Annotated in this window: 14 protein-coding genes; 4 read left to right on the top strand and 10 right to left on the bottom strand. The window is 71.6% G+C overall.

Annotated features, from left to right (window positions below; genetic code table 11):
- Nucleotides 1-14: 14 nt before the first annotated feature.
- From ACIBVP_RS30095 to ACIBVP_RS30085, 3 genes are all read right to left on the bottom strand, one after another.
- Nucleotides 15-1,958: an aconitate hydratase gene (locus ACIBVP_RS30095; RefSeq protein ID WP_396109744.1), complete on the bottom strand. Its 1,944-nt coding sequence runs from the start codon at nt 1,956-1,958 to the stop codon at nt 15-17.
- Complete coding sequence (locus ACIBVP_RS30090; RefSeq protein WP_396109743.1) at nt 1,955-3,736, bottom strand: thiamine pyrophosphate-requiring protein; 1,782 nt, start codon at nt 3,734-3,736, stop codon at nt 1,955-1,957. The genes ACIBVP_RS30095 and ACIBVP_RS30090 overlap by 4 nt, the downstream gene beginning before the upstream one ends.
- A gap of 65 nt (nt 3,737-3,801) precedes the next feature.
- The gene (locus ACIBVP_RS30085; RefSeq protein ID WP_396109742.1) at nt 3,802-4,803 is read right to left on the bottom strand and encodes an NAD(P)/FAD-dependent oxidoreductase; all 1,002 of its coding nucleotides are present in this window, start codon (nt 4,801-4,803) and stop codon (nt 3,802-3,804) included.
- An 81-nt stretch (nt 4,804-4,884) separates the two neighbouring features.
- On the opposite strand from ACIBVP_RS30085, the gene ACIBVP_RS30080 reads away from it, so the two are divergent.
- Together ACIBVP_RS30080 and ACIBVP_RS30075 are read left to right on the top strand one after the other, a co-directional pair.
- Nucleotides 4,885-5,454: a helix-turn-helix domain-containing protein gene (locus ACIBVP_RS30080; protein WP_396109741.1), complete on the top strand. Its 570-nt coding sequence runs from the start codon at nt 4,885-4,887 to the stop codon at nt 5,452-5,454.
- Nucleotides 5,455-5,686: 232 nt separating this feature from the next.
- Nucleotides 5,687-7,522 (top strand): multicopper oxidase family protein, encoded by a 1,836-nt coding sequence (locus tag ACIBVP_RS30075; RefSeq protein ID WP_396109740.1) that lies wholly within the window; start codon nt 5,687-5,689, stop codon nt 7,520-7,522.
- 60 nt (nt 7,523-7,582) lie between these two features.
- Here ACIBVP_RS30075 and lexA read toward each other — a convergent pair whose 3' ends face one another.
- The 7 genes from lexA to eccD form a co-directional block, all read right to left on the bottom strand.
- Complete coding sequence (gene lexA / locus ACIBVP_RS30070) at nt 7,583-8,233, bottom strand: transcriptional repressor LexA (RefSeq protein WP_396109739.1); 651 nt, start codon at nt 8,231-8,233, stop codon at nt 7,583-7,585.
- 40 nt (nt 8,234-8,273) lie between these two features.
- On the bottom strand, nt 8,274-9,809 hold the full coding sequence (locus ACIBVP_RS30065; RefSeq protein ID WP_396109738.1) for a hypothetical protein: 1,536 nt from the start codon (nt 9,807-9,809) through the stop codon (nt 8,274-8,276).
- Between the two features lie 115 nt (nt 9,810-9,924).
- A complete protein-coding gene (locus ACIBVP_RS30060) occupies nt 9,925-12,228 on the bottom strand; it encodes an immune inhibitor A domain-containing protein (RefSeq protein ID WP_396109737.1) in 2,304 nt (767 codons plus the stop codon).
- Between the two features lie 353 nt (nt 12,229-12,581).
- Complete coding sequence (locus ACIBVP_RS30055; protein WP_396109736.1) at nt 12,582-13,406, bottom strand: SLC13 family permease; 825 nt, start codon at nt 13,404-13,406, stop codon at nt 12,582-12,584.
- Nucleotides 13,373-14,206, bottom strand: a complete 834-nt coding sequence (locus tag ACIBVP_RS30050) for an SLC13 family permease (RefSeq protein ID WP_396109735.1) — start codon at nt 14,204-14,206, stop codon at nt 13,373-13,375. Before ACIBVP_RS30050 ends, ACIBVP_RS30055 begins: the two co-directional genes overlap by 34 nt.
- A 118-nt stretch (nt 14,207-14,324) precedes the next feature.
- Nucleotides 14,325-15,752 carry a type VII secretion protein EccB gene (gene eccB, locus ACIBVP_RS30045; protein WP_396109734.1) on the bottom strand — a complete coding sequence of 476 codons (1,428 nt, stop codon included), beginning with the start codon at nt 15,750-15,752 and terminating at the stop codon, nt 14,325-14,327.
- A complete protein-coding gene (gene eccD, locus ACIBVP_RS30040; protein ID WP_396109733.1) occupies nt 15,752-17,131 on the bottom strand; it encodes a type VII secretion integral membrane protein EccD in 1,380 nt (459 codons plus the stop codon). The genes eccB and eccD overlap by 1 nt, the downstream gene beginning before the upstream one ends.
- A 94-nt stretch (nt 17,132-17,225) precedes the next feature.
- Here eccD and ACIBVP_RS30035 point away from each other — a divergent pair, with 94 nt between their 5' ends.
- Together ACIBVP_RS30035 and ACIBVP_RS30030 are read left to right on the top strand one after the other, a co-directional pair.
- Nucleotides 17,226-18,863, top strand: a complete 1,638-nt coding sequence (locus ACIBVP_RS30035) for a serine/threonine protein kinase (RefSeq protein WP_396109732.1) — start codon at nt 17,226-17,228, stop codon at nt 18,861-18,863.
- A gap of 153 nt (nt 18,864-19,016) precedes the next feature.
- Nucleotides 19,017-19,850 carry a lysostaphin resistance A-like protein gene (locus tag ACIBVP_RS30030; RefSeq protein WP_396109731.1) on the top strand — a complete coding sequence of 278 codons (834 nt, stop codon included), beginning with the start codon at nt 19,017-19,019 and terminating at the stop codon, nt 19,848-19,850.
- Nucleotides 19,851-19,853: the final 3 nt, after the last annotated feature.

Raw genomic sequence — 19,853 nt, 5'->3', positions numbered from 1 at the left:
CCTCTACTGCCCGATCAGGTCAGCTGTCGAGCCAGTACCGGAATCCGGCCGCCCGCTATCACCGCCTCCACCTGCCGGGGCGACAGGCGGTGCCGCACGCGGTAGCGCTCGTCCCTGGTTTCGTTGCGCACGTCCACCTCCTGGCTCTCGGAGAGCGCTCTCCGGAGGTCGTCGACGACCAGCACGTCATCCTGCTCGACGCGGTCGTAGTCGGCCGGGTCGGTGAACTCCAGCGCGAGGACCCCGAAGTTGGCCAGGTTCTGCCAGTGGATGCGGGCGAACGACTTCGCGAGCACGGCGCGCAGGCCCAGGTAGCGCGGGGTGATGGCCGCGTGCTCACGGGACGAGCCCTGCCCGTAGTTCTCGCCGCCGACGACCACGTGGCCGCCGGCGGCGGCACGCGCCCGGGACGGGTAGTCCTCGTCGACCCCGGTGAACGTGAAGTCGGCCAGTTTCGGCACGTTCGACCGGAACGGCAGCGCCCGCGCCCCCGCGGGCGAGATCTCGTCGGTGGAGATGTCGTCGCCCACCTTCAGCAGCACCGGGCCCTCGATGCGGTCGGGCAGCGGCGGGAAGTCCGGCAGGGACGAGATGTTGGGACCCTTCACCAGCTCCTCGTGTTGGGCCTCGTCGGGCGGCAGCGGCGGGACGAGCATGGCCGTGTTGACCGTGGCGCGCGCCGGGAGAGCGATCTCCGGGTAGTCGATGCCCAGGTCGCGCGGGTCGGTGAGGACGCCGGTCAACGCGGACGCGGCCGCGGTCTCCGGCGAGCAGAGCCACACGGAGTCCTCCTTGGTGCCGGAGCGGCCCGGGAAGTTGCGGGGGAAGGTGCGCAGCGAGTTCCGTCCGACGGCGGGCGCCTGGCCCATGCCGATGCACCCGAGGCAGCCGGCCTGGTGGATGCGCGCACCGGCGGCGATGAGGTCGAACGTCGCGCCCGTCTTCGTGAGGTCGGAGAAGATCTGCCGGGACGACGGGTTGACGTCGAAGCTCACCGCGTCACGGGTCTGCCTGCCCGCCACGATCGCGGCCGCGATCGCGAAGTCACGCAGCCCGGGGTTCGCCGAGGACCCGATCACCACCTGGGACACCGGTTCACCGGCGACCTCCCGGACCGGCACCACGTTGCCCGGCGACGACGGCCGCGCCACCAGCGGTTCCACGGTGGACAGGTCGAGGTGGTCGGTCACGTCGTACTCGGCGTCCTCGTCGGGCGTCAGCGCGACGAAGTCGTCCTCCCGGTCCTCGGCGCGCAGGAAGGCGCGCACGGCGTCGTCGGCGGGGAACACGGTCGTGGTGGCACCGAGCTCGGCACCCATGTTGGCGATCACGTGCCGGTCCATCGCGCTCAACGTCGCGACGCCCGGGCCGTGGTACTCGACGATCGTGTTCAGGCCGCCCTTCACGCCGTGCCTGCGCAGCATCTCCAGGATCACGTCCTTCGCGGAGCTCCACGGCGGCAGCTCGCCGGTCAGCCGCACCCCCATGATCCGCGGCATGCGCAGGTAGAGCGGTTTCCCGGCGATGGCCATCGCCACCTCGAGGCCGCCGACGCCGATCGCCAGCATGCCCAGCGAGCCCGCAGCGCACGTGTGGGAGTCGGAGCCCACCATGCTCTTGCCGGGGATGCCGAAGCGCTGCATGTGCGTCGGGTGCGACACCCCGTTGCCCGGCTTCGAGTACCACAGCCCGTAGCGGCGGCACGCCGATCGCAGGAACTCGTGGTCCTCGGCGTTGCGTTCGTCGGCCTGCAGCAGGTTGTGGTCGACGTACTGCACGCTGACCTCGGTCCTGGCGCGGTCGAGGCCGAGCGCCTCCAGCTCCTGCATGACGAGCGTGCCGGTCGCGTCCTGCGTCAGCGTCTGGTCGATGCGGAGAGCGATCTCCGAGTCCGGTTCCGGCTCGCCGTCGACCAGGTGCGCCTCGATCAGCTTGTGCGCGACCGTGCCGCCACTCATCGCCGCAGTTCCTGCAACTTGGTCTTCGCGCCCTGCACGAGCAGGTGGAACGCCTCCGGATCGCCCTTGAGCAGGGCCTCCGTCACCGACTTCATCTGCTCGAAGGTGGCGTGCGGCGGGATCGGCGGCACCTCGGGGTCGCAGTGGACGTCCAGCACGACCGGCCGGTCCGCGCGGAGAGCGCTCTCCCATGCCGTCCCGAGGTCGCCGGGCTCGGTGACGACGACACCGCCGAGGCCGAGCGAGCGGGCGAACGCGGCGTAGTCGACGTCCGGCAGGGTCTGGGACTCCTCGAACTTCGGCGCCCCGCCCATGGCCCGCAGCTCCCACGTGACCTGGTTGAGGTCGTTGTTGTGGAACACGCAGACCACGCAGCGCGGGTCGTCCCACAGGTGCCGGTAGTGGGCGATCGTGATCAGTTCCGCCATCCCGTTCATCTGCATGGCACCGTCCCCGACCAGCGCGATCACGGGCCGGCCGGGGTGGGCGAACTTGGCGCCGACCGCGTACGGGACGCCGGGCCCCATGGTGGCGAGCGTGCCGGACAGCGACGCCAGCATGCCCTCGCGGATCTTGAGGTTGCGCGCGTACCAGTTGGTCGACGACCCGGAGTCGGCGGTGATGATCGCGTCGTCCGGGATGCGCCGGGACAGCTCGGCGACGATCCGCATCGGGTTCACCGGCTTGGCGTCCACGTCGACCTGTTTGTCCACTGTGGACCACCAGTCGGCGACGTTCTTCTCGACGGTCTCCCGCCAGGAACGATCCTCCTTGCGGGTGACCTCCGGCAGCAACGCGGTCAGCGTCGCCGCGGCGTCGCCGACGAGGTTCACCTCGGTCGGGTAGCGCATGCCGATGAACCGGCCGTCGATGTCGATCTGCACCGCGCGGGCCTGCCCGAACTCCGGCAGGAACTGGCTGTACGGGAAGTTCGACCCGACGATCAGCAGCGTGTCGCAGTCCCGCATCAGCTCGTAGCTCGGCCGCGTGCCGAGCAGCCCGATCGAACCGGTGACGTAGGGCAGCTCGTCGGAGAGCACGTCCTTGCCCAGCAACGCCTTCGCCACCCCGGCGCCGGTCAGCTCGGCCAGCTCCCGCACCTGCGCGGCCGCGCCGCGTGCGCCCTGGCCGACGAGGATGGCGACCTTCTCCCCCGCGTTGAGCACCTCCGCGGCCTGCGAGAGAGCGCTCTCCGGCGCGACGGGCGCCGCCCACGCGGTGCCGGGCGCGCTGGAGGGGACGTGCTTGAACGTGTGCTGGGGCGGCTGGTAATCGCTCTCCTGCACGTCGTTCGGGATGATCACGGCCGTCGGCGCACGGTTGGCCTCGGCGACCCGCATGGCGCGGTCGAGTGCGTTCGGCAGCTGCTCCGGCACGTTCACCTCGACGAGGTAGTCCGACGCGACGTCCTTGAACAGCGACTGGAGATCGACTTCCTGCTGGTAGCTGCCGCCCATCGCGCTGCGCGCGGTCTGGCCGACGATCGCGACGACCGGCACGTGGTCGAGCTTCGCGTCGTAGAGGCCGTTCAACAGGTGGATCGCGCCGGGCCCGGACGTGGCCATGCACACCCCGGTCCGGCCGGAGAACTTCGCGTAGCCCACCGCCGCGAACGCGGCCATCTCCTCGTGCCGCACCTGCACGAACCGCGGCTGGTTGTCAGCCCTCCCGAAGGCGGTGACCAGGCCGTTGATCCCGTCACCCGGGTAGGCGAACACGTGCCGCACACCCCACTCCCGCAGCCGCTGGAGAACGTGATCACCGACTGTCTGTGCCATGGCTCGACTCCCCGCTCGTCAGGTTTCCCGGACCGGCTACCCGACGAGCGGGGGTGTACACCTGCTCAGAGCCCGTGGCGTCGGTCGCCGAGCACCAGCTCGGCCACCCGTGCCTCGGACCGCGCGGAGAACGGGTCCCGGTAGGCCGCCACGGCCGTCCGGACCTCCTCCGCGATCAGGTCGGCGTTGATCTGGGCACCGGCGTTCGCGCCCGCCGCGGCGGACGGCCCGACCTGCGCGGACAGGTCGGTGACGTTGCCCGCGACCCAGACGCCCGGCACCTCCGTGCGGCCGGTCGGGTCGGCAGGCAGGTGCTCACCCATCCCGGACGGGTGCGGCACGGGCCGCAGCCCGAGACCGCCGAGGAACCCGGCACGCGCGACCATCCGGCTCGCGACGGCCACCGTGTCACGGGCGACGACCGTGCCGTCCGCCATCCGCACGCCGGTGATCCGGTCGCTGTCGGTCTCGACGCCCGCCACCGTGCCCGCGACGACCCTGATGCCGCGCGCGGCCAGTTCCTCCGCCTGCTCGGCGGTGGGCGGCGTCGTGTGCGAGAAGACGGTGACGTCGTCGGACAGCTGCCGGAACAGCTGCGCCTGGTGCACCGACATCGGGCCGGTCGCCAGCACGCCGATGGCCCGGTCGCGGACCTCCCAGCCGTGGCAGTACGGGCAGTGCACCACGTGCCTGCCCCACTGCTCGCGCAGCCCGGGGATGTCCGGCAGCTCGTCGACGAGACCCGTCGTCACCAGCAGCTGACGCCCGGAGAGCGCTCTCCCGTCGGTCAACGTCACGACGAACCGCTCGCCGTCGCGGACCACGTCGGCCACCTCGCCGGACAGGATCTCGCCGCCGTACCCGAGGACCTCCTCCCGTCCGCGCGCCAGCAGTTCCGCGGGCGGGGTGCCTTCGCGGGCGAGCAGCCCGTGGACCCCGTCGGCGGGTGCGTTGCGGGGTCTGCCCGCGTCGACCACCACCACCGAACGCCGCGAGCGGGCCAGCATCAACGCCCCGTTCAGCCCTGCCGCGCCCCCACCGACGACCACCACGTCGTATTCGTTCATCTCGACCACCTCCACGGCCCACGATGCGCGCCGACCCACTCGACTGGCAACTTATGTTGCCGAAGTGGCAAACTGCGTGTCATGGACGAATCGTTGTCGGCGGTCGGACCCCGGCTGCGTGCCCTGCGCAAGCAGCGGGAGACCACGCTGGCCGACCTGTCGGCGGAGACCGGGATCTCCGTGAGCACGCTCTCCCGCCTGGAGTCCGGGGACCGCAAACCGACACTCGAGCTGCTGCTGCCGCTGGCGAAGGCGTACCAGGTGACGCTCGACGAGCTGGTCGACGCGCCGCCCACGGGGGACCCGCGCATCCACCTGCGCCCGGTCCAACGCGGCGGGATGACCATGCTGCCGCTGACCCGCCGCGCGGGCGGCATCCAGGCGTACAAGCTCGTGCTCCCCGCCCGGAGTGGACGGCGAGCCCCGGATCCGCAGACACACGACGGGTACGAGTGGCTGTACGTCCTCAATGGACGACTGCGGGTGGTACTCGGGGAACACGACTTCGTGATGTCGCCCGGCGAGGCCGCCGAGTTCGACACCCGCGTGCCCCACTGGTTCGGCGCGGCGGACGAGGAACCCGTCGAGTTCCTGAGCCTGTTCGGCAAACAAGGCGAACGAGCACACCTGCGAGCCCGCCCACAACAGTGACGGTTCGGCGACCGAGAAACCGGAATTTCCTGACCCTCGTGGCACGACTCGCTGAATTCCTTTATGCTGGCGGGCAGCCGAGGCTCGAAGGGGCGAGCCGAGGAACTCGGCGACCATGAAATTGGGGGAGTTTTCTCGAGGGGGGGACCGCGTCCCAGGGGGTTCGTGACGCGCTCCTGTAACCGTTGTGGCACAACGGATGTACTCCCCTGCACATAAGCAGGAGGAATGGATGACCGACGTCATCACCCAGCCCGCACCGACCGCCGCGCCGGCGGCACCACATTTCGGGTTGACGAAATTCCGCGATCCACTGCGGATTCCACCGCTGATCCGCCCGCATTCGTGGTGGCACCAGGACGAGATCACGATCAACATGACCGCGGCGCGGGTGCGGCTGCATTCACAGCTGCCCGCGACCGCGGTGTGGACCTACGAGGGACAGTTCCCCGGGCCCACCATCGAGGTCCGCAGCGGCAAGCGGCTGCGGGTCGCGTGGAGCAACGACATCGAGGGCACCATCCCGCTCGTGGGCGTGCGGGCGCCGATCGGCCAGGCGCCCGCGAACACGCCGGGATACCGCTCTCCCGACGGCGGCCTGCCGCCGGGCGTCGAGATCATCGACGGGGTCGCCGACCTACCGCCGTGGACCGTGACGCACCTGCACGGCGCCCTGACCAACGCCGGCAACGACGGCTGGGCCCACAACGCCACGCTGAGCGGGCACGCCCAGCTCACCGAGTATCCGAACGAGCAGAAGTCGACCACGCTCTGGTACCACGACCACGCGATGGCGGTGACGCGGTTCAACGTGCACGTCGGCCTGACCGGCATGTACCTGGTCCGCGACCGCGAGGAGGACGACCTCGACCTGCCCGGCGGCGACCACGAGGTGCCGCTGATCCTCGCCGACCGCAACCTCGACACCGACCCGGCGACCGGCGCGCTCACCGGTCAGCTGCTGTTCAAGGTGCCGTACCTGCCGGGCGGCGCGATGATCCCGTTCACCGGGCCGTTCAACCTGGTCAACGGGGTCATCTGGCCGCATCTCGACGTGGACGCGCGGTGGTACCGCTTCCGCGTGCTCAACGCCGCGAACGCCCGGTTCTTCCGCCTGAACCTGATCGACGAGGAAGGACGGTCCCACAACGACGCGGTGCGGATCGTCGGCACCGACGGCGGCCTGCTGCCCGCGCCCGCCGCGATGCCGTCGACCGGGCTGGTGCTCGCCCCGTCGGAGCGCGCCGACCTGCTGATCGACTTCAGCCGCTTCAGGGGCGGGAACCTGCGCCTCACCAACGCGAACGTGCCCGTCGGCGGCCCCGTCGAGCCGGACCTCATGGAGTTCCGCGTCGAGAACCGGGACCGGCACGACTCGTTCGAGCTCCCGGAGAAGCTGGCCGAGTCGTACACCCGGCTCGACCACGATTCACCGGAGCTGGCCGACCACGACCACCTGTTCGTGGCCACCGTCCCGCCCGGCACCGCGGGCGACGCGCACCCGCAGATGTGGGAGCTGCGGGAGATCACCGACAACCCGCCGGACGAGTTCCCCGCCGCGGGGATCATCCAGGTCACCGACCCGGCCACCGGCAAGGTGCGCACCTTCGAGAAGGTCGCGAGCCTGTTCGACGAGACGACCACGTTCTTCGTCGACCACGGCCGGTGGGCGGTGTGGAACCTCATCAACCTCGGCGGGCCCGCGCACCCGATCCACATCCACATGTCGCAGTTCCAGCTGCTGACCAGGCGCCGGTACCAGGTCGACCAGCAGAACAACGTGCCCGGCTTCGACATCGCGGTCGGCGGCACCACCGCGCCGCTCGCCGTGCCCGGCGCCGGTGACCCGATCCAGCAGCACGAGGAGGGGTGGAAGGACGTCTTCCAGCTCAACCCCGGCGAGTGGCTCACGGTCGCGGGCAGGTTCGAGGGCGCGACCGGCCAGTTCATGTACCACTGCCACATCCTCGACCACGAGGACGAGGGGATGATGCGGCCGTTCGTCGTGCACCCGCCGGAAGTGGCGCGGTTCCACGTCCACCCTGGGGGCGGTCACGGGGAGCACTGACCGCCGTGGGGGTACCGGTCACCCGGTGCCCCCACACCGGTCTCCCCGGCGGCCGCGCCGTCAGACGCTGCGCAGCACCGACACGACGACGCCGAGCACGACCGCGCGGTCGCCGTCGATCACGTCGTAGGCCGGGTTGCGGGGTTCGAGGTACACGTGCCCGCCCCGCTTCCGGTACACCTTCACGGTCGCCTCGTCGTCGATCATCGCGGCGACGATCTGGCCGGAGTGGGCCTCGCGTTCCTGGCGGACCACGACGATGTCGCCGTCGCAGATGGCGGCGTCGACCATCGAGTCGCCGCGGACGCGCAGGCCGAACACATTGCCGCGGCCGGTGAGACCGCGGGGCAGCGTCATGATGTCGTCGACGTGTTCCTCCGCCGCGATCGGCACGCCGGCCGCGATGTCACCGACCACCGGCACGGGCACCGAGTCGCCGGAACCATCCGCGGCAGCCGTGCCGGACAGGAACACGCGGACGTCGATCGGCCGGGTCACCGACGCGCTGCGGCGCAGGAAGCCCTTGTCCTCCAACGCGGCCAGGTGCTTCGACACCGACGACGTCGACCGCAGCCCGACCGCGTCGCCGATCTGCCGGGTGCTCGGCGAGTACCCGTGCTCGACCACCCAGTCGCGGATGGCGACGAGGATCCGCTGCTGCCGCTCCGGCAGCGTCGTCGTGTCGAGGTCGAGGTCGTCGTAGGTGGTCACCGGCGGAATCCTAGCCGCCGGTGACCGAGGACGCGCCGGGTCAGTGCGGTGTCGTGAACAGGCACTGCTCGTACTCGTAGTTGGCTTCGAGCGTGATCGGCTCCGCCAGGCCCTCCGTCCACGCCGACGACGTGGCCAGGTAGTAGTAGGTGCTGGTCTTCAGCCGCACCGTCACCGACGGGCGGCCGTTCAGGTTGGCGCACGCCGCCGGATCGTTCTCCGGGTAGGTCGCCGGGCAGGACGGGCACGCGGGCAGCGTGATCTCGTGCGCGGTCGGCCCCGCGATGTAGATCGTCACCGCGTCCTGGCTGTCGTTGTAGAACGTGATCGGGATCGGACCGGGGTTGTTGCCGCCCAGCGGCGGTGGCACGGGGATCGTCACCTTCGCGGCGGCGGCGACCTCCGCGGCGATCCGCGCGGCCTTCACCTGCGCCGCACGGCGGTCCTTCGGGTAGCCGGTGAGGAACATGCCGAACGTGGTGACCGCCTGCGACAGCTTCTTGTCCCGGTACTGGCGCATCCCGCACTCGTACAGGGACCGGGCCCGGAACGTGTTCGCGTCCGCCGACACCTTCTTGCCCACGCTCGTCGCGTCGAGCCCCGCGAAGTACGTGAGGACCTCCAGCGAGTCGCAGAACTTCCCGGCGCCGTAGGGTTTCGTCGCCGCGGCGAACACATCGTCGATCGCGGCGGGCGCCTGCTTCGCGGCGTCGGTGTCGCCGAACTCCCTGCCCAGCATGAGAAGCGTGTCCACCGACAGCCGGGCGACGACCGCGGTGACCGGCTCCTGCCAGCTCGTGGCCTTCGCGAAGTGCGTGTCGGCGAGGTTGTCGCGCACGTACGGCGAGAGAACGCTGTCCGGGTAGAGCTTGCCGAAGTCGTCGTACAGCACGATCGCGGACTCGTAGTCGTCGCGGTTCTGCGCGGCGCGGGCCTTCTCGTACGCGGCGCACTCCGCCGACCGGTCCCGTGCGTCGAGCACGTCGGCGCTCAGCGTCAGCTCGAACGGGCCGGTGACGGTGTCGAACGCGTCCGCCGCGGCGACGCAGTCACCGGCCTCCTGCGCGGCGACACCGCGGTCGTACGCGGCGGCGCCCGCCACGCCGTACCCGGCGTAGCCCGCGGCCACCACGGCGACCGCGACGACCCCGGCGAGCACCGGGCCACGCGTGCGCGGGCCCGGCGCGCGGCGGCTCGCGAGGAACGCCGCGTGCAGGGCGAGCAGCACCAGCCAGCCGAGCACGGCGCCACGCCACAGCCACGGCCGGTCGGCGGCGCCGGTGAGGAACGCGACCGTGACCGCGCCGCCGGTGAGCAGGAACGCGAGGACCGCGAGCACGTGGTTGCGCAGGTAGGCGTAGCCGAGGCCGAGTCCGGTGAGGTTCAGCAACGCGGCGCCGGTCACCGACTTCGGCGGACCGGCGGGCTTCGGCGGCGGTGGTGGCGGGGACATTGGCGGCGGCCCGTACTGGGCGAACGTCGGCGCCTGCTCGTACTCGACGACCGGGATGATCGCGAGCGGCTGGTCGGGCTCGACCGGTTCGAGCGCAGGGTCGGGTCTGTCAGATGTGTCCACAGTGAAACCCCCAGGTTGTCAGGTGCGGCGGAAACATTGTCCCGCGTGCCGAACGCCGGTGGCCCGGACCCCCGAGTCGGGTCCGGGCCACCGAACGTCTCTGGCCGATATGGACTCAGCCGGCCGGGTTGACCACCGAGATGGTCAGGTCGTCACCCGCGTCACCGGTCACCGTGACCTTGACGCCGTGACCGGCGACCTTCACGCTGCCCTGCGGGTTGGCGGTGCTGTAGTAGGCGTCCGGGTTGGTGTCGTCGAACACCGGGATGCCCGGCACCGACGGCGCGCACGCGGCGAGCGTGGTGACCGTCTGGTCCTGCCCCTTGCCGGTCAGCACCTCCTTGTGCAGGCACGTCTCGTCGGTCGCCTCGAGGCCGAACGTGGCGTCGAACGGCTGGCGGCGGTTGCTGGGCCGCGACCCGTCCGACCACGTGAACGGCGCCGGCCGCGCGTCCACGACCATCGCCGAGCCGGCGCCCGGGTGCTGGCTGACGTTGTTGTCGCCGTACGAACGGTCCACGTACCAGACCAGCATGCCGTTCTGGAACTTGAAGAACTCGACCCAGTTCGGCGCGGTCAGGCCCTTGCTGAACTGGTACGGGCCCTCGGCGAGCAGCGCGTCCGAACCGACGTACTCGCGGTTCTCCACCAGGTAGTAGCGCTCGAACGTACCGGTCTCGGTGCCGGTCGAGATCTTCCACAGGCCCTGCGCGGTCCAGCCGTTGGTGCCGCTCTCGACGTCGTCGCTGAACAGCGTGGTGCCGCCGCTCTTGACGGTGATGTCGTCGAGGAACGCGCCCGGCAGGTGCACGCCGCCGTCGCTCTGGAAACGGAACCGGAACAGCGATTCCTGGCCCGCCGGGTCGTAGGAGAACCGCAGCGAGGTCCAGCGGCCCGCCGAGTCACCGTCGACCAGCGCACCGGCACGTGCCCAGTTGGCGCCGCCGTCGACCGAGTACTCGCCGACCAGGAAGTCGTAGTCGGCCTCGATCGAGTACCAGGCGTTCGTCGTCACGGTGATCCGCGACGCGGCCGGGACCGCCCTGGTCAGCGACTGGTTCAGGTCGTCGGCCGAGCCGGTCCACCAGGCGTGGCTGCCGGACGACGGCGTGGTGTAGCTGGTGCTGCGGGTCGTGTCGGGCAGGTTCACCCGCACGGCCTGGTCCTTGCCGTCGACCTGCAGCTGCGCCGGGTTGAGCGTGTAGTCGCCGGACGTGCCGAGGTTGACGGTGCTGTAGTCGAGCCAGCCCAGGAACAGCTTCTCCTCCGCGCCCATCAGGCCGGGGTGCGTGCCGATGCCGTTGTTCCCGGCGGCGCCGTGGCCGAGCCACGAGCCGGAGCTCATCAGCGTCCAGAACGCGGTCGAGTTCTCGCCGCCCGCGGTGTCGTAGTAGTCCGGCAGGCCGAGGTCGTGGCCGAACTCGTGGCAGAACACACCGAGGCCGCCGTTCTCCGGCTCAGTCGTGTAGTCGCCCAGCCAGTACTTCGAGCCGCCGATGCGGGCACCGCCCGCCTTGTTCTGGATGTCGCCGACGACCGGGCCGGTCAGGCCGTAGTCGTCGCCGTTGACGTACCAGCGGTGCGACCAGATGGCGTCCGCGCCCTGCGCGCCGCCGCCCGCGTCCTCGCCCTCACCGGCGTGGACGGCCTGGAAGTGGTCGATGTAGCCGTCGGCCTCGTCGAAGTTGCCGTCGTGGTCCCAGTCGTTGCGGTCCCACACGTCGAACTGCGCGAGGTAGGCGTCGATCTCGGCCGGGGTCTTGCCCGCCGCGAGCTGCGAGTCCCACCAGGCGTTGCCCGAGTCGGTGATGAAGTCCCACGACCCGCCGTTGTCCTCGCGGGCGTTGTCGCCGTACCACGACGCGTTGTAGGGCACCTTCACCCAGTCGGTGACGACGTTCGACACCGAGTAACGGCCGTTCGACAGCGCCTCGTAGTACGTGCGCATCGACTCGCCGTCGCCGTTGAAGTGCTGCTCGTAGAACGCCTTGTTGAAGTCCGGCGCCCACTCGGTCGAGTTGTCGACGCTGCGGTCGGGCTGGGGGATCTGGTTGTGCAGCGGACCGGGGACCGTGCCGTAGCGGCCCGCGCTCTGCTCACCGAACTCGGCGAGGATCGTGAAGATCTTGTCCTGGCGGACCGTGGTGGTCTCGACGAACTTGCCGGGCTCGAGCTCGACGACGCCGTCGGCGTTCGGCTTGGCCTTGCCCTTGGCGACCTTCTCGATGGCCTGCTTGCGCATCTCGGTGCGCTGCTTGGTCAGGGGCCCGGGACGGTTGTCCTCCCGGTGCGCGGCGGGCTTGGACGCCGGTCCGGCGTCTTTCGTGGGGCTGGCGTCGACCGCGCCCGGCAGCACGGCTGCCAGTACGGCGGCGATCGCGGCGCTCGAGAGCACCCCGACGGCTGACTTCTTCTTCACGGGCTAGTCCTTCTTGGTGGAGCGAAAACTCAACGACCGGCGGGGAGTCTTACACACCGAAAGGACGAGGAGAAGTTTCTTGGCGACACCGTGATATTCCCATTAACAGCTTCCCAATGGGAACGGACGCAGCGCTCTGACCTGGGGTTTTGCCGTCGCTAATCGCGCAGCAAAAATGCCCGTCGAGCCGGTTCCGCACAATTCCGGCGCGACGGGTCGTCGACTTTCGTCGACTCTTCCCACCTTCATAGGCGTACGGACGGCCGTTCGTGTCACAGGGGGAAGCCGGGCAGGCGAGCGGAACGGCCGCCGGTGACCTCCCGGCGGCCGTTCGGAGTGGCGGTGCCCAGTGCTCAGCCGATGCCGACCACCGCGACCATCACCGGCATCCCAACGAGGATCAGCACCGCGCCGAGCACGTCGAAGGAGATGCCGGAGCGGATCATCGTGGTGATCGACACCGCGCCGGAGCCGTAGACCACCGCGTTCTGCGGGGTCGACACCGGCAGCATGAACCCGAACGACGCCGCGAACGTCGCCGCGAGCGCGGGCACGATCGGATCGACCCCGGCACCCGCGGCCACGGCGATGACGATCGGCACCACGACCGACGCGGACGCGGTGTTGCTCGTCGTCTCCGACACGACGACCGCCAGCAGCACGGCGAAGATCGTGATGGTGACCCCGGTGGACAGGCCGAGCGCGTCCGACGCGGACGTGCCCATCGTCTCGGCGAGCCCGGTGGTGCGCAGCAGCGCGCCGAAGATGATGCCGGTGCCGAACAGGATGATGGTGCCCCAGTCGATCTGGCCCGCGTCCCGCCAGCGCAGCGTGTACTCCCGCTTCGACCAGTCGGTCGGCAGCAGGAACAGCAGGCTCGCGCCGAGCACCGCGACGATGCCCTCGTCGAGCCGGTCGCTGATCATCCCGTAGACCTGCGACTCGGTGCCCGCGATCAGCGCCACCACACCGGGTGTGATCCACAGCGCGACCGTGGTCCCGAACGCGACCAGCGTGTTCTTCTCCGCGCGGGACAACGCGCCCATGGCCGCGCGTTCGTTCGCGACGTACTCCGCGACCCCGTCGATGCGCCGGATCTCCGGGCGGTTGAGCAGGAGCAGCACCACCGCGAGCACGAGGAACATCAGCAGGCAGATCGGCAGCGCGGCGCCATCCACTGCGCGAAGGAGATCCGTTCCCCGGTGGCCTCCTCGATCTGCGCGCGCCCGATCAGGTTGGGCGGGCTGCCGACCGGGGTCAGCAGGCCGCCGACGCTCGCGCCGTACGCCAGCATCAGCATGATCGCCGCACCGACCCGCAACCGCAGCGGGTCGAAGTCCGCCGCGACGATGCCCCTCTCCTGCAACAGTTTCGCGATCACCGAGAGGATGCCGATCGCGGTCGGCAGCAGCATGGCGACGGTCGCGGTGTTCGACACGAACGCCGACAGCAGACACGTGATGACCCCGAACGCGACGATCACGCCGGTGGTCGAGGTGCCCACCCTCGGCAGGGCGAGGATGCGGAACGCGAACCGCCGCGCGAGGCCGTGTTTGAGCATGGCCTGCGCGAGGATGAACGCGCCGATGAAGGTGAAGATCGTCGACGACCCGAACGGCGCGAGCACGTCGTCGACCGGTGCGACGTTGAGTACCACCACGGCCGCGATCCCGATCAGCCCGCCGATCGGGATCGGCACGGCCTCGGTGATCCACAGGACGATGACGCCGAGCAGCACACCACCGAGCGTCTGCTGGTCACCGGGCAGGTCCAGTGGCAGCACGAGGAACACGGTGGTCACGAGCGGCGCGAGCCACAAACCCGTGGTGCGCCTGGCTTTCTCGAATCTCTCCTCGGCGGGGGTGAGCCGCTGCTCACCGAGGCTGCGGTAGGTGGCGTGCCCGAGCAGCGCCTTGTCCACGTCAGTGCGGGTACCGGTCCTGTCCTGGTTCTGGTCCTCCGGCACGGTGGCCTCCAACGGATCGACGATGATCCAGCAGACCCTCCAATTCAACCGCGTACCGCAAGCCCTCCCGGCGGACGGACGCATGCCCTGGCGACCGGTTCACAGCCGGCTGGGGCGCCACCGGATTTCCTCAGCCCGTCAGCGTCTGTCTCGCCGCCGCGGCCGGGTCCAGTGCCGGGCCTGCCGGGAGGCGGGCCACGAGACCGCCCGGCAGGCGGACCGCGGTGGCGCCGCCGTAGCCGAGGGTGCCCAGCACCTCGTGGGACACCACCGTGTAGCGCCTGCCCGTGTCGGTGACCACCACGAGCGTGCCGACCTGCGCGTCGGCCGACGGCATGGCCTCCACCACCGCCGCCCAGCCCGGTCGTACGTGCACGCGGTCGGCCAGCGGGGTGCCCTCGGGTGACCGGCCCGTGGTGGCGGCCATCGGGTCCGCGGGCGGCGGGGTCGCGTCCACCAGCAGCCTCGGCACCCACGACTTCGGCGCGAACGCGGCGCACACCGTCGACTCGCCGTCGCGCAGCCGGGTCACCGCCGGCAGGTGGGCCGGGAGGCCGGGGTCGGCCCGGGGTTCGCGGCGGTTGGCCGTCGTGGCCAGGGACGACGACAGCGGCAGCGCCGTCGGTTCGCCGTCCGGGTAGGCGGCCCTCGTCGGGGCGTACGCGCGCTGCACGTCGTACTGCAGCTCGGTGATCGGGATCAGCACGTCCCGCGTCGCCAGGTAGTACTGCGTGGCGCCACCCGTCGTCAGCACCTGAAGCAGGGCGCCGACGCGGAGGTCGGTGCGGCCGGGCACCGCCGTCGACGGACGCCCCGCGTCACGCACCGGGATCGGGCTGATCGGCTCGCCCTCGGGCAGCACGTCCAGCCACGCGCGGCCGACCCGCGCCCACGGCTGCGCGGTCAGCGCGAGCCCGGTGCCGGTCACCGCGTAGTCGGCGAGGCGGTGCCGGTGCCCGCGCCACACGAGGTACCGCTCGTCGGTGTCCGCGAGGCGCACCAGCAGCGCCTGGTCGCCGAGCGTGTGCCCGCCCGCCGGGTCCTCGCCGACGACCAGCACCGACTCCTCGACCCGGTCGCCCGCCGCGTCACTGGCCGGGACCGAGCACAGCGACCACGCACCGGCGAGCAGCCTGTCCCTGCCCGGCAACGCGTCCGGCGCGTCCGGGATGCCGAGCCGGGGACCGCGCGGCACGTCCACCATGGAGTCCCGCGACACCGAACGGGTGGTGGCGTTCGAGCCGGCCAGCAGCAGCGCCGACGCGTAGTTGCTGACCGGGTGCAGCCGCCCGTCCAGGTACACGTACCGGGTGCCGGTCTCCTCCTCGACGACGACCGCGTTCGCGTCGCGCCACGCGTCGTTGCCGCCCGGGACGATCATGCCGTACACGCCGACGCACGCCAGCGCCACGATCGCGAGCGCCACCCCGACGAACGACGACGTGACCGGCCTGCGGAACGGCGGCTGCTCCAGGTCCGTCTCCCCGACCACGAGCGCCGACGTCGCCCGCTGCACCACGAACTGGTACGCCTGCAGCTGGTCCCGCTTGCTCGCCATCAGCCCCCCAGCCCGCGCACGTAGCCGTACAGGCCGAGCACCGAACACGTCACCGGCACGACCGCCACCATCACCAGGATCTCCGCGTACTCGGCGAGCCTGCCGGGGTAGGGCCCGGCGGCACGCGCGCTGTACGCGATGCCTGCCGCGATCGCGCCCGCCGCGACGAGCACCAGCGCGGGCGCCGTGATCGCGAGCAGCGCGACCCGGCCCGTGATCAGCGGGCCCGCGACGACGGCTCCGACGGCGACCACGCCGGTCGCGAGCACCGGCACCCGGTGGTGCAGCACCGGGTACACCCGTGAGCGCAGCAGGAACCCGGCCGCCAGCAGGCCCGCGAGCACCACCCCGGCCTCGCTCGCGCCCCGCGCCAGCACCACCACACAGCACGACACCACGACGAACGTGCCGGTCAGCATGCCGGTCAGGAACGCGTCCGCGCGGAGCACGCAGGCGTGCACCCGCGACAGCGGCGGTTGCGGGTCGTCCCGCACCAGGTCCGCTGTGGACCGTGGCAGCACCGGCATCGGCACCCGGCCGAGCCGCAGCGAGAGCGTGGCGTACGCGGCGGTCAGCATCAGCAGGACGCCGCCGACGACGGCCGCCGACTCGTGCGCGCTCAGGTCCCACGTGGACAGTGCGGCGCCCAGCACGGTGCTCAGGCCGACGGTGATCCCGCCGGTGAACAGCGCGGGCGCGGCGGTCACCGCGAGCATGCCGAGCACGGCGGCGAGCAGAAGCACCGCACCGGCCAGCAGCAGGTGGCCCGCGGACAGCTCCCCGACCGGCCGGTCGCCCGCGAGCACGAGCCCGCCGCCGGTGAACGCGAACGGCAGCGCGCACGCCGCGACCACGACCCCGGCACCGGCGTCGCCGACCGCCCGCGCGAGCACGGCGGCGACGGCGAGCAGCACCGCGGCCGCGCCGAGCGCCCAGAACGCGGACGCGTCCCACGACGGCCCGGCCCGCAGCACCACGACCAGGCCGAGCAGCAGCGCGAGGACCCCGGCGGCCAGCCCGGCGAGCCGCGTGTGCCGGGGCCCCCACGGCCGCCGGACCCGGCCGGAGCCGGTGGCGATCGCGTCGACCAGGTCGTCGTACTCGAGCTCCGGCCACTCCAGCTGTCCCGGGGTCAGGTGCAGGATCTCGCCGTCGCGCACGCGGTGCGCGGCGAGTGTGCGGCCGAGCGCCAGTTCGGTGCCGTCGGCTCTGCGCAGCACCCAGCCGCCGCCGGTGACGCCCGCGTCCGCGAGGTCCTCGCCCGCGCGCGACAGCACGCCGGGAAGCACCTCGGCGAGCGGCGCGTGCTCCGGCAGGGCCATGTCGATGCGCCGCTGCGGCGCGGACACGGTGACTCTGACGAGGCCGGTAGTCTGCATGTCAGCAGGATCGCCGGTCACGACCGGGCACAACGGCGTCGGCAGCAAGATGCCGTGACCGGGCGGGGCCGGTGAACGTTCGTACGTTCTGGTCATGACCGCAACCACCACCCACACCCGTTCGGGGGGTCCGGCGTTGAGTGTCGACGGCGGCGGGGCGATTGTCGCCGCGACCGTGCTGGGGCGCGGCCCCGTCGCGGTCGTGTACGCGGGCAGGCTGGCGGCCACCGGCGCCGAGGTCGCGGTCAAGGTGTTCCCCGACCGGTTCGACCGGGACACGGCCGGCCGCCTCGAACGTGAACGCCGCGCGCTCGTCGGGGCCGTGGCGGCGACGCCGTCGATCCTGGCCGTCGAGTCGGTCGGCGAGTACGCGGGCGACCGGTCGAGCGTGGTCACGCAGCTGTGCGCCGGATCCCTCGCCGGGATGCTGACCAGGGGCGCGCTGCCGGTGTCGGAGGTGCTGGCGGTCGGCGCGGCGGCCGCGGGTGCGCTGGCGGCCGCGCACGAGGCCGGTGTGGTGCACGGCGGGGTGACGCCGCACAACGTGCTGTTCCGCCGCTCCGGTGAGCCGGTGCTCGGCGACTTCGGCCTGGCGCTGCGGGAACGGTTCTCCCGCGACCCGATGCACGCGCTCGAGTACACGGCGCCCGAGACACTGCGCGACGACGCCCGCACGACGGCGTCGGACCTCTACGGTCTCGGCGCGGTGCTGTACGCGATGCTGACCGGCGCGCCGCCGTTCCCGCGCCGCACGGGCCAGGCCCCCGGCGAACGCATCCTGCGCGTGCTCCGCGACCCGGTGCCGCCGATCCAGTCCATCCCGGGTGAACTGTCCGAACTGGTCAGTCTCCTGCTGGCGAAGGACCCCGCCGACCGCCCCGCGGACGCGGCCCGCGTGGCGGCGTGGTTCGACCACGTCCGCGGCCGGTCCACCGCCGTACCGCCCGCCCTGAACCCGCTGGCACCACCGGCCGCCCACCCGGACACGGACTTCGACTCCTTCGCCGGACGCCCGGAAACCGCTCCGCCCCAGCGGTTTCCGGCGGCTCCCCCGCCGGTGGCCGCGCCACCGCTCGCGCAACCGCGGCCGAGTGCCCAGCCGCTTCCCGCGATCGCCCAGCCCGCGGTGACGGAACCGACGCGGCCCGCGAGCCCCCGTCCGCCTTCGGTGACCGAACCGCCGACCCCTCCGCCCGCGAACACCCCGGCCGCGTTCGTCCAGCCGGGCCCCGTCGCGTTCGCCCGGCCCGCGCCCCCGCCCGGGCGCACGCTCGTCTACTCCGTTTCCGGGCAGGAGACCGCGCGGAAACCCCGCCGCTGGAAGGTCCCGGCCGCGATCGGTGTCGTCCTCGTCGCCGCCGCGGTCGCGGCCGTCGTCCTCACGTCGGGCGACGACGGTGGTTCCCCTGTCGCGCAACAGACTCCCGCACCGACGACCACCACGGCGCCCGAGACGACCGCCGCGCCGGACATCGGGCTCGAGGTGACCAAAGTGGACGATCTCGGCGACCGGGTCGACCTGACCTGGGCCGCCGAGGGCGACCTGGACTTCTCCGTCGTCGTGGCGGGCGAGAAGATCGACACGATGGTGCTCGTCGCCAACCGGCAGCGGGAGATGACCGTGCCGGTCGACCCCGGCCGCAAGTACTGCTTCCAGATCCGCGCCACCGACAGCCGCGAGATCTACACCAGCGAGCCGGTACCCATCCGCGGCGCCCGCTGCGCGTTGTGACGGGACGACGAGCGCTGCCCGGGCGGGAACGGCTTGTCCCCCGTGAGAGCTACCCGGACCGTCCTCTCGCTGGTGATTTCCCGGCGGTGCCGCGCTCGTAGCGTTTCCGGCAGGTCGCGAGGGACGCGGCCCTGGCTCAACCGGAGGCCGCTCATGAACGTCACGTCGGCAGCGCACACGGGTCACCGGCCCGGCCGCGTCCTGCGCCAACCGGCCGTCTGGATGGTGGTCGGGATCGCCGGTGTCGGTGGGGTGTCGGTGCTGTCGGCGAGTGGGTCACCGGTGCTCGCGGTCGTCGCCGCGGTGGCCGCGTTCGCCGTGTACTGGGCGGTCATGCGCTACGTCGCGGGGCGGGACACGCCGGAGATCGCGCGGACGCGGGCCGGGCGCGAGGCGTTGCTCGGCGTCGGCCTCGGCGTCGGGTTCATCGCCGTGTCGATGCTGGTGGTACTCACCGAGTTCGACTTCACCCGGGCGTCGGGTGGTGTCGTGGCGACCGTGCTGAGCATCGCGGCGGTGCAGTTCGGTGCGGCGGTGATCGAGGAACTGATCTTCCGCGGCCTCCTGTTGCAGGGGCTGGAACGGCTGTGCGGCAGCTGGGTGGCGCTGGCGGCCACCGCCGTGCTGTTCGGCGCCATCCACCTGGCCAACCCCGGCGCCACGTGGTGGACCGCGTTCGCGATCGCCGTCGAGGCCGGTGTGCTCATGGGGGCCGCGTTTCTCTGGCGGCGCAGCCTCTGGACGGTGATGGGGCTGCACTTCGCCTGGAACACCACCGAAGGACTGCTGGGCGTTCCGGTCTCGGGGCACGCGTCGCCGGGGCTGCTGACCGCCGAGCCGACGGGACCGGACATGCTGACCGGCGGCCAGTTCGGTTTCGAGGGCTCGATCGTCCCCGTACTCGTGAGTCTGCTGCTCGCCGTGCCGATGCTTGTCGTCGCGCACAGGCGCGGCAGGATCGTGCCCGTGCGGAGGGCACGCCGCTAGGCT

Source organism: Actinophytocola sp. NPDC049390 (assembly GCF_044466355.1).
In the GTDB taxonomy this organism is placed as follows: domain Bacteria; phylum Actinomycetota; class Actinomycetes; order Mycobacteriales; family Pseudonocardiaceae; genus Actinophytocola.
Note: the sequence above shows the minus strand (reverse complement) of the source record. Positions and strands in the feature narration are given on the sequence as shown.